General features: G+C 49.1%; 11 protein-coding genes. All 11 read left to right on the forward strand.

The genetic code is table 11. The features are described 5' to 3' along the window. The first annotated feature begins 6 nt into the window (after positions 1-6). The 11 genes from VFW36_RS02145 (at position 7) to VFW36_RS02195 (ending at position 12,968) form a co-directional block, all read left to right on the forward strand. Entirely contained in the window at positions 7-1,413 is a 1,407-nt protein-coding gene (locus VFW36_RS02145) for an OprD family outer membrane porin (RefSeq protein ID WP_329657179.1), read from the forward strand. A 186-nt stretch (positions 1,414-1,599) separates the two neighbouring features. Beyond that, positions 1,600-2,163, forward strand: a complete 564-nt coding sequence (locus VFW36_RS02150; protein WP_329657180.1) for a globin — start codon at positions 1,600-1,602, stop codon at positions 2,161-2,163. Beyond that, on the forward strand, positions 2,160-2,909 hold the full coding sequence (locus VFW36_RS02155) for an energy transducer TonB (RefSeq protein ID WP_329657181.1): 750 nt from the start codon (positions 2,160-2,162) through the stop codon (positions 2,907-2,909). Before VFW36_RS02150 ends, VFW36_RS02155 begins: the two co-directional genes overlap by 4 nt. A 10-nt stretch (positions 2,910-2,919) precedes the next feature. Beyond that, a complete protein-coding gene (locus VFW36_RS02160) occupies positions 2,920-3,942 on the forward strand; it encodes an ABC transporter substrate-binding protein (RefSeq protein WP_329657182.1) in 1,023 nt (340 codons plus the stop codon). Next, positions 3,939-6,185 (forward strand): TonB-dependent receptor, encoded by a 2,247-nt coding sequence (locus VFW36_RS02165; RefSeq protein ID WP_329657183.1) that lies wholly within the window; start codon positions 3,939-3,941, stop codon positions 6,183-6,185. The genes VFW36_RS02160 and VFW36_RS02165 overlap by 4 nt, the downstream gene beginning before the upstream one ends. A gap of 1 nt (position 6,186) precedes the next feature. Beyond that, a complete protein-coding gene (locus VFW36_RS02170; protein ID WP_329657184.1) occupies positions 6,187-7,206 on the forward strand; it encodes an iron ABC transporter permease in 1,020 nt (339 codons plus the stop codon). After that, entirely contained in the window at positions 7,197-7,988 is a 792-nt protein-coding gene (locus tag VFW36_RS02175; RefSeq protein WP_329657185.1) for an ABC transporter ATP-binding protein, read from the forward strand. Before VFW36_RS02170 ends, VFW36_RS02175 begins: the two co-directional genes overlap by 10 nt. Further along, entirely contained in the window at positions 7,985-8,962 is a 978-nt protein-coding gene (locus VFW36_RS02180) for an ABC transporter substrate-binding protein (protein WP_329657186.1), read from the forward strand. The genes VFW36_RS02175 and VFW36_RS02180 overlap by 4 nt, the downstream gene beginning before the upstream one ends. A 50-nt stretch (positions 8,963-9,012) precedes the next feature. After that, the gene (locus VFW36_RS02185) at positions 9,013-10,020 is read left to right on the forward strand and encodes an LLM class flavin-dependent oxidoreductase (protein WP_329657187.1); all 1,008 of its coding nucleotides are present in this window, start codon (positions 9,013-9,015) and stop codon (positions 10,018-10,020) included. Positions 10,021-10,035: 15 nt separating this feature from the next. Then, on the forward strand, positions 10,036-12,111 hold the full coding sequence (locus VFW36_RS02190; RefSeq protein WP_329657188.1) for a TonB-dependent receptor: 2,076 nt from the start codon (positions 10,036-10,038) through the stop codon (positions 12,109-12,111). Positions 12,112-12,173: 62 nt separating this feature from the next. Next, positions 12,174-12,968 (forward strand): class I SAM-dependent methyltransferase, encoded by a 795-nt coding sequence (locus VFW36_RS02195; RefSeq protein ID WP_329657189.1) that lies wholly within the window; start codon positions 12,174-12,176, stop codon positions 12,966-12,968. The last annotated feature ends 67 nt before the right edge of the window (positions 12,969-13,035 follow it).

Here is a 13,035-nt window from a genome sequence, read left to right on the forward strand (position 1 = left end):
GACACGATGACAAAACTTAGCTTTGCTACGGCACTACTTTTGGGGACTGCGGTATTCGCTAGCGCAGCAGATGATTTAGCATCGGCTTTTAAAGAAGGAAAACTCGACGGGCGCCTTCGTGCGCAATATTTCGCAACGGATTGGGATAATAACAGCGCTGCGACAGGTAAAGGGGCAACCGATGCTATCGGTATGGCTATAGGGGGCAGTTTGAACTATAAAACGGCTTCTTTGTATGGTTTTAGTGCCGCCGCAGGTCTCTATACAACCCAAAATCCGGGCGGATGGACAGAAGTGAGTGACGGAGCAGGTGCAACAACCAGTAAAGATTTGTTTTCGCGCGATATTTCACGCCCAACCAGTGCTCCTGTATCTACAGCATACGGCAAAGGTTACGCCGTTTTGGCACAAGCGTATCTCCAATACGACATTGCTAAAACCAAACTCAAAGCGGGACGTATGCTGATGAGCAATCCGTGGATCAGTCCGAATGATACCAAAATGATTCCGATCGCAATCGAAGGGTTTGAAGCACTATCGAATGATGTTCCCAACACAACGATTCAAATCGACTATGCCGATAAAATCAAAGAGCGCGGGATGACCTACTTCGCCAATATGGCCGATACGGGAGATACTCCCGATAAAATCGCGGCATACTATACGACTCATTATGGAACAGCCCAAGGACAACATGGAGATGCGCCGGATGTGTTGAGTGTCGGGATTAAAAACAAATCGATTGATAGTCTTGAACTTCAAGCGTGGGTTATGCATTGGGCGGATCTCGTCGATGAGGGAATTTTGGAAGCCAACTACGCTTTAGAAGCCGGTGATGCTATTGTCAGTTTCGGCGGACGATACATCAAACAAAATGATAAAGGGGCGGGAGCTATTATTCTTCCTAAAACCAACAACTATGACGGTGACCAAAGTGTCGATACTTCATTATTTGCATTACGCACTGCAGTTAGCTACGGTGCGGCTAAATTGACTTTGGCGACATCGCATACTTCGAGTGATGGAGACTTGATCGCTCCGTGGCGCGGATTTCCGACTGATGGGTATACCCGTTCAATGACCCAAACCGATTGGAATGCGAATACACGTGCATACAAAGGGCAGTTGGATTACGATTTCAATGGATTGGTGTCGGGGCTTAGCTCAGTCCTCAGCTATGCGTATTATGACCGTGATCCGAGTAAAAAACCGTACCAAAGTATGACGGATCGTGCATACCAAAACGGCGATACGCACCAAACGAACTTGGATGTTATGTATAAACTTTCCGGAAGCTGGAAAGGGACAGAGTTTAAAGTGCGTCTCATGAATCAAGACAATGATAAAACAGCTTTGTATGCCAAAGAAACCTCTAACCGTGAAATGCGTTTAGAAGCCAATTACTTTTTTTAAAACCAAAACAATCTGCCTCAAATGAGGCAAGCTTTAGTAGCCCAAGCGGCTAGCGTAGAGAAAGGGATTCTATTCCTTTCTCGCCAAAATGAAGTATCAGACGAGGCGACAGGAGTGTTTGTCTGCGGTTATTCAAATTGCCTGTCGTCTCCCCTGATATTTTAATCATTCTATAAAGGATAATACATGACATTCATCACCTCTGAGGGCAAGCCGGTATCACAATTCAGTGCCTGCGGAACCAAACCGTTCGAGCCAGCCAGTATGACACCCCATACGGCAGAAGCGAAAATCGATTTTGTCTATCCCGAAGTACCGTTTCCCACGATCATCCTCTATCAACAATGGGGCGAAGAGAACATTCGCAACATGGTGCGCTATCATCACGGACTCCTCCGCAAAAGTGCTATCGGTAATCTCTTCCCCGCAGATGATGCCATGTTTACCTTTGCAACCGAAAAGACCGCCGATTTTTTCGTCGAAGCACTCGGAGGGGAAAAAGTCTATACCCCCGTTCACGGACACCCTGCTCTGCGAATGCGCCATTTCCATATCACCGTCGATGAAAAAGGCCGCGAAATTTGGCTCATGATGTACAAAAAAACGATCAATGATTTAGGGATGCCGAGCGGTTGTATCGAAGAGTTTTGGAACTGGATCGAACCGCTCTCTATTCGGATGATTAACCGCCGAACCACCGTTGCACCGATCGAACGCCACCCCTACTCAACTATTTGGGGAAACGTATGATTTTTTTTAATCCTATCGTTATATCAGAAAAGATACAACATAATAATTCCTTATTAAAAACCAAATCGTTTGCCGCCTCGTTCGGCGTTCATGCGGCACTTTTTGCCAGCATAGCGATGTTCATGAGTACCCATCCGATCCCTCTTCCTAAATCGGATGATAAGATCACGATCTCATTGGCTGAGTTCACCTCGACCTCGGGGGATATTCACAAAATGGAAGCGATGCCGCAACCCAAAGAACATCACCAAAGCATCACCCAACCACAAAAGTCTGTACCGAATGTCACTACGACCTCTCAGATGACACCGATGAAACAACCGTCGGTGTCTCCTGAGGCGTCCGCGCCTCTAGCCATGCCCCATGTTGCGTCTTCACTTCCGCCATCAAGTACGCTAAATGATTCTCCTCATTTAACACCTTCCACTCCTGAACACGAATTACCAAGAAACTCAGACAACCAAATCGGCGGAGCGGCATTGGGACATATCAGAGCTATGATCGAAAACGCCATCACCTACCCCTCTATCGCTCGGAAATTGCGACTAGAGGGGGTGGTATTGGTCACATTCACCCTCAAACCCGACGGTACGGTTGATACCGCACAAGTTAAAAGCACCAGCGGAAGCAACGTGCTCGATAATAGAGCGATACAAACGATTCTCAGCCTCAGCGGTGATTACCCCTCGTTGGGTAAGACCTTTGAATTGAGTATCCCTATCGCGTTTAATTTACACAAATCCTAAAGGAACCCAGATGAATACCCTCCTACGTTTGCTTCTCCTATCGGCTATAGCGCTAACGCTGAATGCCAAAATACTAAACGACATCGACGGTAAGAAAGTGTCATTGCCCGATGTCACGAATCGGGTTTTTGGTTCATCCCCGCCGATGAACTACCTCCTCTACACCCTTAATCCAGAGAAAATGGTCGGGCTAAACTTCAAAGCTAAAAATCCAAACAACAGCGCTGATGAGCTTTTTTTGAACAAGAAGTTTCTCTCGCTTCCGGTAATCGGTTCGTTTCACGGCGGGGGGCAAAACATCAACCTCGAAACGCTGATGGCATATAAACCGCAACTCGTCCTCGTGTGGCAGGACGATATGCTCGTTCAGACGGTCGCAAAAGAGATCGAAAAGACTAAAATCCCGACATTAGAGATCCCGTTTCGGGAGATCAACGATATGCCCCGTGCCTTTCGTCTCGCGGGCAATGCCATCGGAGAGGGTAAACGGGGCGAAGAGTTAGCCCGATACTCTCAAAAGATCATCAGCGAGGTACACAAAGGGGTTTCCAAAGAAAAACCGATCCGCTACTACTATGCCGAGGGGTTAGACGGGCTTTCAACCGAATGCGATAAATCGTTCCATGTCGAAGCGATGAATTTCGCAGGCGGCGAGAATGTCCATAAATGCCAGCAAAGCGGGATATTGGGATTGGAGAAAATCAGTTTTGAAACCCTCCTCACTTATAACCCCGATGTGATCATCGTCCAAAACAAAAGTGTCTATTTTGACCTCATCAATGATCCGATGTGGAAAAACCTCCGCGCCGTGAAAACTAGTCGTATCCATCTCGTCCCTGTACAACCGTTCAACTGGATCGATCGACCCCCTTCGTTTATGCGTGTCATCGGTATCCAGTGGCTCGCCTCGGTGTTCCACCCTAAAACCTATAACATCAATCTAAACCAGCGCGTCAAAGAGTTTTATGAGCTGTTTCTGCACGTCAAGCTAAACGACCAACAAACTAAAAATATCCTAGGAGTCCAACCATGAAACCATCCGTCATCATCCTCTCACTCGCCGCGTGTGCGGTTTTAGCCGCCGATCCGTTAGGGATTGAGCGTATCGTCGTCAATGACCTCATCGATGATGGGGAGAACATGATCGCTGATTCCAATCTCAGCAGTTCTAATCAGACGTTCGGGTCTAAAAGTATCGCGACGCTCTCCACTCAGGCAAATATGAACCCCTACAGCGTTATCGCCTACTCCCCTTCGGTCAATTTTACCCCCGTCGATCAAGCGGGTTCCAATGAGCCGTCCTATCACGATCCGATCCGTATTCGGGGCAAAAGCCAAAGCGGTCCCGGCGGTGTCTACATGATCGACGGAATGCCGATCTCCAGTAACCCAGGGGGCGGTAAACAGCTCATGGATATGGAGAATGTCAGCTCTATCGATCTGCTCAAAGGGTATCTCCCAACCGATAAAAACCTCGGTTTCTCCAGCCTCATCGGCAAAGTCGATATGAATCTCCTCTCCGCACGTTCCAAAGCTGGGACTGAAGTTTCTCAAAGCTTCGGCAGTGATGATTTTATGCGTACCTTTGTCCGATTTGATTCAGGTAAGATCGGAGATGTAGCACTCTTCGGCTCATTCTCCCATCTGAGTAACGACAAAATCAAAGGAAACGGCGATCTCAAACGGCTCAACGGCACAGTAGGGCTTACCTATACCCCTAATAATGCGTTTAAAGCCAAAATAACCGCTATACGCAACTCCGACGATCACCACAACTACTACAACCTCTCCTATGCCGAAGCGAGTAATCTAGGAGCCAATTTCAACAAAGATTTCTCAACCTCAAAACCGACTACGGCGAATAGCGTCAACTACTACGACTGGAATAAACAAAGTTTTGATACCACCGCACTGATGGGTGAAGTCGAATATAAGCCAAGCGCTAACGATACGATCTCTCTCAAACCCTATTACAAAAAAGACACAGGGGATTACTGGTACTCCAACGGTAATTTGGGCTCCGCTGTCGCAACTAACCGTGTCGTAAACTGGCAAATGGATCATGATCTTTACGGTGCTACCGCTGCGTATGATCATGAATTTTCCGAAGCGCTTAAAACCAAGATCGGATACTGGTACCACAAACAGCTCCCTCCCGGACCTCCGAGCGATCAGGAAAAATACACGGTCAATGCGAGCGGTAATCTAGTATTTAACGGCTATGCCGTACTCGCTGATAACGATTACCACGTATTGCAAGCACCGTTTGCACAACTCAGCGGAGAGATCAATCGTTTTAAATACGTTGCAGGGTTGCAATACCAATCGTTTAAACTGGGTTCTCTCAAAAGCCACACCGCTAATTCCAGTGCCGCAACCAGTTCAGACTATGATACCGCCATCGCGACAACCGCGCTCGATCCATGGGCGAGCGTCGAAGCCAAAACGTTTCACACCTATATCCCCTCACTCTATTTGGGATACACCCTCTCACCCCAGACGTCGCTCTATATCGATTATTCCCGTACGTATGGATTTGACGTCAATCTTTTCCCAACCTATGTTTCCAATCGTGCCAATTTCGTTTCCAAAAATGTCACCCTCCAACAGCTGTGGGACAAGCTCGATCTTGAGCTCTCCGATAACATCGATGTGGGGGTAAAAACAACCGTAGGCGCTCTCACGCTCAATCCGAATCTGTTCGTCTCATTCGTCCAAAACAAACAGGCTAATATCTACGATCCGACCTACGGCGTCAATTATCCCGCCAATATCGGGGATGCATTCGGATACGGTGCGGAGTTTTCCGCGTATGGTCCGATCAATGAACAGCTCGAATTATTGGTAGGGCTCTCCTACAACCGTTACAACTTCACCCAAAACTTCCAAAGTAGCGCGACTACTACGGTCGATACGGATGGAAAACAGCTCCCCGATGCACCAAAATACATGGCAAAAGCCGCCCTCTCGTACCATCTAGGGGATTGGACGCTTACTCCGAGTGCTCGCTATACCTCAAGCCGTTGGGGTGATGTCGCCAATACTCAAAAAGTCGACGCATTTACCATCGTCGATTTCGATATGGCGTACCGTATGGGTCAGTTTATGGGTTCACGTAACGCCCTCTTCCGCCTCACCGCGACCAATCTGACCAATGAGAAATACATCGCGACGATCAATGCCGCCGATAATGCACTAGCCGCATCGACGACGGCTTCAACGTATCAAACCGGAGCTCCGTTAGGGGTGTACGGCAGTCTCAATCTAAAGTTCTAAGATGATAAGCCTCAAAAGTTTCACCATCGTGGGGGGAGCATTAATGCTCCTTCTCCTCATCACCATCATATCGCTTCTGTGGGGGCAATATCCGATTGATTTACCTACCTTTATGGGGTATATGGAGTTCAAACTTTTTGGAGGTGCTGGTAATGACACCTACACCCTCCTCGATAACATCATCCTCCAAATCCGTCTGCCGCGTGTATTGCTCGCCATCCTCATCGGTGCATCGCTCGCGGTCTCAGGTGCGGCGTTTCAGGCGATGTTCGTCAATCCTCTCGTCTCTCCGGGGATATTGGGGGTATTAGCGGGAGCGGCGTTCGGTGCGGCACTGGGGATGCTCATCTCAGAACAATGGTATGTGGTTCAGGTATTGGCATTTGTGTTTGGGTTTGTCGCCGTCGGCGTTGCGGTTTTGATCGGTGGAATGGTGAGCAACTCCCGCTCTACGATCATGCTCGTCCTCGGCGGTGTCATCAGCAGTTCGCTCTTTACAGCTCTGCTCTCGGTCATCAAATACGTTGCCGACCCTTACAGCACCCTCCCCGCCATCGTCTACTGGCTGATGGGAAGTCTCACGATGGCGGATCTGCACAGTGTCCTCCTCGTAAGCATCCCGATCCTTTTGAGCATAGCGGGGATGATTGCCCTCTCCAAATATTTCGATCTCCTCAGCCTCGGAGATGAAGAGGCGAAAGCGCTGGGGGTGAATGTTCCTATGGTGCGCTTCGCGGCGATTATCCTCGCAACGCTGGCGAGTTCCCTCTCTGTCGTTATGGCGGGGATGATCGGCTGGGTTGGGCTTATCATCCCGCACATCATCCGTATGGCATTCGGTCCCTCGCATCGTCTCCTCATCCCGCTCTCAGCCGTTGTGGGGGCGATCTTTTTGCTCTTAGCCGACACGATCTCGCGTTTGGCACTGAGTGTCGAGATCCCTATCGGAATTCTCACCTCATTGATCGGGATTCCCGTCTTTATCATCGTACTTAAAAACGCGAGGGCAGCATGGAACTGAATCCTATCATTACGGTCAATGACCTCCATTTTTCCTACCCTAAGCGTTCTGTCTTGGAGGGGATCGATTTTACACTCAATCGCGGTGAAGTGGTGAGCCTACTCGGACCTAACGGATGCGGAAAAAGTACCCTAATCCGTCTCATCCTCAAACTCATCCATCCTGCGCAAGGAGAAATTTGGCTGGAGAATAAAACGATTCATCGCTACTCCCACCGCGAGATCGCCAAACATATCGCCTATATCCCGCAGTACCACAATGTCCCGTTCAACTATAGCGTACTGGAGATGGTGATGATGGGACGGGTTAGCAAAAGCGGTTTTTTCGCCGCAGCATCGGCAAGTGACCGTGCAACCGCATACACTTCGCTTGAACGCATCGGTATCGCCGATTTGGCCGATCGTGCGTTTGGGCATCTCAGCGGCGGACAAAAACAGATGGTGCTCCTCGCCCGCGCCCTCACCCAAGAGGTCAATACCTTTATCATGGATGAGCCGGTCTCAGGACTCGATTACGGGAACCAAATCCGTCTTCTGGAGCTGATCAATGATTTAGCACGCCAAGGGTACACCTTTCTCAAAACAACCCACTACCCCGATCACGCCCTCATGGTCTCCAGCCGTGTCGTCGTGATGAACGATGGTCGAATCATCGCCAACGGGCTTCCCGAAGAGGTCATCAACTCCACCATGATCCGTGAAGTCTACGGTATCGAAGCGGATCTCATCACCCATAACACCAATACGTGGTGTATCCCCACTTTTTCCAAAGGAGCCTTATGAGAGCGTTATCTCTTCTCATTTTTCTATTGATATTTACTAATATCATAGAAGCGCGTACCATCACCGATGATTTTGGACGAGTCGTCACGATCCCGGATCGTATCACAAAAATCTACTCCCCATCTCCCCCACAGACCATCACAATTACGGCGTTTGATCCCGCTCTCGTTGCTGGGCTGAATTTTCCGTTTAAACCCGACCAAAAACCCTACGTCGGCGTTGCCGCATCGCGTCCCGTAGTAGGAGGATATTTCGGTCAAGGAAATACCCCCAATCTTGAAGTCCTAGCCTCACTAAAACCCGATGTGATCCTCATGTGGGGAAATGCCACAGGCTCAGACATTCAGCTCAAACAACTAAGCACGCTCGGTATCCCCGTGCTGATGGTGCGTAATGAGTCGATCAACGATCTCATAGGCGAATTCGACCTATTAGGAAGGCTCACCGGAAACACTAAACGCGCCCGTGAGCTTATCGCCTATACCAAAGAGACCTTGGGGCTTGTCCAGTCGCTCCAGAGCAAAGTCAACGCCCGCAAAGACGTCCGCTACTACTTTGCCGAGGGGATGGACGGGATGTCCAGCGAGTGCGAGGGTTCCAGACACCTCGAACCCTTTACCTACGCCGGAGCCAAAGATGCTATCCATTGTAAGAGTATGTCTAATTACGGGATGGAAAAAATGTCGATGGAGCAAATCATCCTCGCCGATCCTGACGTGATTATCGCTATGGAACCCTCGTTTGTCGAGTCTATTGCGACAAATCCGAAATGGAAAATGCTCCGCGCGGTTAAAACGGGACATGTCCTAACCGTACCGAATGTCCCGTTTAACTACATCAGCCGTCCCCCATCTCTCGCCAGACTCATGGGGATACGGTGGCTGATTCATGCCTTTTACCCTGATTTGATCGCCCCGATCGATCAGGAAAGAAGACGGTTTGAGAAGCTCTTTTTCCCTGCCTATCGGGGATAAGCGTTTTTTTAACTATCGTTATATCATATTTGACATACATAGGAAGCATCATGAAAATAGGACTATTTTGCCTTAGCGAAAACTACTCCGGCAACATCCAAGAGAGCATTATGGAACAGCTCCGTCTCGTTGAGTTGGCGGATGAACTCGGATTTGATGAAGCATGGTTCGGAGAACATCACTTCAACGCTTTTAGCGTCATTCCTGATCCTGCCGCCATGATCGGTTATGCAGCGGGACGTACCGGATGTATCCGACTGGGGAGCGCAGGGTTTCTCGCCCCCTTTTACCACCCCGTCCGACTCGCTGAGAGTATCGCGGTACTCGACAATCTCTCAGGCGGTCGGATCAATGCGGGATTTGCCAAAGGGGGATTTGCCCCCGATACCCGCTATTTACTCCAAAACAAAGAGGAGCTAAGAGCACTGATGTACGAGAGTGTCGAAGCCATCGACGCCTTGTTGCACGGCAACGATACCGAGTATAGCGGTGATTTCGTCCAAACCCGAAACATCCCCATCGCACCTCATCCGATCCAAACACGAGTCCCCTTTTTCGTCGCAACCTTCTCCTCCGAAGAGACGATAGCCTTTGCCGCACGCCACGGCTATGGGTTGATGATGTCTCAAGGGGCTTCTTTGGAGGAGTGTATCGAGGCACGTAACCTTTATCGCTCCATCGCAGGATATGAGCCCGAAATGGTAATCATGCGGGGTTTTTATGTCGCCGATACGTACGAAGAGGCATCACGCGCTGTTTTGCCGGCAATCGATCATTTTGTTCGGTGTATGCGCGCCGTTCAAGAAGAGCAAACCCAGCCGACATTCGATCTCGAAGCCTACGAACTGCTGCTAAACGAGCGCAAAGGGTTTTTCAACGGTCAAAAGTTTTTTGACAATGCCATTTTGGGAACTTCCCAGCAGTGCATCGCTACCATTAAAACCATCCAAAAGGAGCTCAATCACGTCCACCTCGTCCTCAAACCCTCTTCCACCGATCACGGTCAAAATCGGTTGATGTTATCGCAATTCAATACCCAGATTCGACCCTATATTTAAACACAAGGAAATGAAATGAAAAAACACCTGCTACTCCTCTCACTGGCAACCGCTTCAGCACTTTACAGTGCGGAAGGGGTCTTTGAACTCGGCAAAGTTGATGTAACGAATACCTCGGATACATCCAGTGCAACAACAATTATCGATGCCCAAGAGATGCAAGATCATGAGAGAAAAACCGTCGTCGAAGCACTCAACCTTCTACCGGGTGCAACAATCCAAAGTTTTGGTGCCAGAAATGAGCAGATGATTATGATACGAGGATTTGACGTTAAACACGCCCCGCTCTTTATCGACGGTATCCCTATCGCCGTACCGTATGACGGATACGTTGATTTCTCCCGCTTCACGACATTTGATCTCTCCGAAATCGAAGTTTCCAAAGGACTCGCCTCTCCGCTGCTCGGAGCCAATACCTTTGCGGGTGCGATCAATCTCGTTACCAAAAAACCGACCAAAGAGTTCGAAGGGGAAGTCGGAGCAGGATTTTTCAGCGGAAACGGACGAACCGAATACATCAACCTCGGAACCAATCAAGGGAGCTATTACATACAGGCATCCGGATCTAAAACCCAGCGCGATACCTATCCCCTTTCCGATGATTTCACCCCTGTACGCACGATCAATGAAGACGGCGGCGATCGCAACAACGCCTATGCAACCGACGACAAGCTCAATCTAAAAGTCGGATTTACCCCAAACTCAACCGACGAATACGCCATCAACTACATCCGCCAAAATGCCGACAAAGGGGTTCCGCCGGATGAGGCGATGAACTTGTCGGGGCGCGGTTTCTGGCAATGGCGCTATTGGGACAAACAAAGTCTCTATTTCCTCTCCAAAACCGATTTTGGAAACTGGTACCTCAAAAGCCGCGTCTTTTATGACAAATTCCAAAACTCACTCGCGATCTATACGAATAACGGCTTGTACAACACCTTTGCCTATGGCGGAGTCGGTAACCCTAGCTGGTATGACGAATACACCAAAGGGGCATCACTAGAGAGCGGAGTAAAACTCTCTTCCGACAATACCCTCAAAATGGCGCTTCACTACAAAATCGACGACCACCAAGAGGGGGGCGTTAACCAAGTGGCGGTCTATGAGATGAAAGATACCATCAGCTCATTCGGCATCGAAGATACCCATACCTTCTCAAAAGCGCTCTCACTCACCGTCGGAGCCAGCTATGACCGCGAAGAGATCGATACGGCGCAAAATACCCAGTACGGCAAACCCAATACCAATTATTATAATGACGGTGCAGGAGTGAGCCAAAACACAACCACCGGATACACAACGAGCCAAGAGTTTACCCACGGAGATACCTCTTCCTTTAATCCTATGATCAAACTGGAGGGACAAATCGATGATTCCCTCTCATGGTATGGGGGTATATCAGGAAAAAGCCGTATCCCATCGATCAAAGACCGCTACTCGTTTAAATTTAATACCTTTGTCCCGAACCCTGATTTGGATGTCGAAAAAACGATCAACTACGAAGTGGGCGGAACCAAATCACTCGGAAATGCGTCGTTTAGCGGAGCCTTGTTTTACGCGGATGTGAGCGATTACATCCAAAGCGCTTATATACCGCTCTGGTACAAAAACGGAGCAACCTACACTCAACAGCAACAACTCCAAAATGTCGGAAAAGTAACCCAAAAAGGGTTTGAACTCTCCACCGTCTATGCCCCATTCGAATCGCTATCCTTTGAGGGGAGCTACACCTACCTGAAAATGACCAACGAAGTCGATGAGAGCCAAAAAATCACCGACGTACCGAAAGAGAAGTTCATCGCTACCGTCGCCTACACTCCGATCGAAAACCTGACATGGTTCAATACCTATGAGTATGATTCAGAGCGTTATGCCGCTACGGGAACGACCGGAACCGCGCCCAATACGAAAAATCTCTATAGTTCAACAGGATGTGTCTCGGTGTGGAATACCAAAGCGACCTTGAGAGCTACCAAAGCGGTCTCATTCGATTTGGGTATCAACAATGTATTCGATCGTAACTTTTACTACAACTACGGCTATCCTGAAGCGGGACGCAGTGTCTTCGGCAATATCCGTTACAAATTTTAATCACCGCTGTGGAGTCGATCTCCCCGATATTTCAGTATAATAATAACAACTTAGGAGAGACCATGTTTTTAGAACCGATCAATTTTTCCGCCATGTACCGAGAGCACAAAGCCACCACCGATTTCAAAGGAAAAACGAGCAGTGATTGGGATGAAAAATCGGCCGATATGGCGGCGTCCGTCATCAACAGTCCTTATGTGGACGATTTCATCTCCCGTATGAACATCACGGGGGACGAAGTGGTTCTCGACATCGGATGCGGACCGGGAACCCTCGCCATACCGTTGGCAAAACGGGTCAAAGAGGTGATCGCTATCGACTTCTCCGCCCAAATGCTCGAAGAGCTGAAAGCCTACGCCGCGCGCGAAGGGGTTACTAATATTAAAACATATCATATCGGATGGGAGGATGACTGGAGCACACTTGAGCAAGCCGACATCGTCGTAGCCTCCCGCTCGATGGAAGTTCCCGACATCGAAGCGGCTCTGACTAAAATGTCCGCTCATGCATCAAAAGCGTGCTACCTCACCTACAAAGTGGGAGGGAGTTTCGTCGATATGAATATCCTAGACTTCATCGGCAAAAAAGTCAAAACCAAACCCGATTACTGGTACATCCCGATCATCCTCTACTCTCACGGCTACCTCCCCCGTATCGACTACATCGAGACGGGTCGGGGAAGCGTCCGTGCAAATACGGAGGATGAGTTTGTCGAATCGCTGATTTGGAGCGTCCACACATTAGACGACGAGCAACAGAGCAAAGCACGCCAATATTTCCGTGAGGTGATTGTAGGACAAAAGCGCCCTCCCCGAATGGTCAACTGGGCATTTATCGGATGGGAAACGACGCTATGATCACCCTAAACGATTTTGAGCTCGAAGCCCTGCTAGCCGAAGATGTCCCTTACGGCGATCTCACGAG

This window comes from Sulfuricurvum sp. (assembly GCF_036279695.1).
Lineage (GTDB): Bacteria > Campylobacterota > Campylobacteria > Campylobacterales > Sulfurimonadaceae > Sulfuricurvum.

Excerpts from the sequence above, each read along its gene's own strand:
- VFW36_RS02145 (WP_329657179.1), top strand. The coding sequence starts at position 7 with ATGACAAAACTTAGCTTTGCTACGGCACTACTTTTGGGGACTGCGGTA.
- VFW36_RS02150 (WP_329657180.1), top strand. The coding sequence starts at position 1,600 with ATGACATTCATCACCTCTGAGGGCAAGCCGGTATCACAATTCAGTGCC.
- VFW36_RS02155 (WP_329657181.1), top strand. The coding sequence starts at position 2,160 with ATGATTTTTTTTAATCCTATCGTTATATCAGAAAAGATACAACATAAT.
- VFW36_RS02160 (WP_329657182.1), top strand. The coding sequence starts at position 2,920 with ATGAATACCCTCCTACGTTTGCTTCTCCTATCGGCTATAGCGCTAACG.
- VFW36_RS02165 (WP_329657183.1), top strand. The coding sequence starts at position 3,939 with ATGAAACCATCCGTCATCATCCTCTCACTCGCCGCGTGTGCGGTTTTA.
- VFW36_RS02170 (WP_329657184.1), top strand. The coding sequence starts at position 6,187 with ATGATAAGCCTCAAAAGTTTCACCATCGTGGGGGGAGCATTAATGCTC.
- VFW36_RS02175 (WP_329657185.1), top strand. The coding sequence starts at position 7,197 with ATGGAACTGAATCCTATCATTACGGTCAATGACCTCCATTTTTCCTAC.
- VFW36_RS02180 (WP_329657186.1), top strand. The coding sequence starts at position 7,985 with ATGAGAGCGTTATCTCTTCTCATTTTTCTATTGATATTTACTAATATC.
- VFW36_RS02185 (WP_329657187.1), top strand. The coding sequence starts at position 9,013 with ATGAAAATAGGACTATTTTGCCTTAGCGAAAACTACTCCGGCAACATC.
- VFW36_RS02190 (WP_329657188.1), top strand. The coding sequence starts at position 10,036 with ATGAAAAAACACCTGCTACTCCTCTCACTGGCAACCGCTTCAGCACTT.
- VFW36_RS02195 (WP_329657189.1), top strand. The coding sequence starts at position 12,174 with ATGTTTTTAGAACCGATCAATTTTTCCGCCATGTACCGAGAGCACAAA.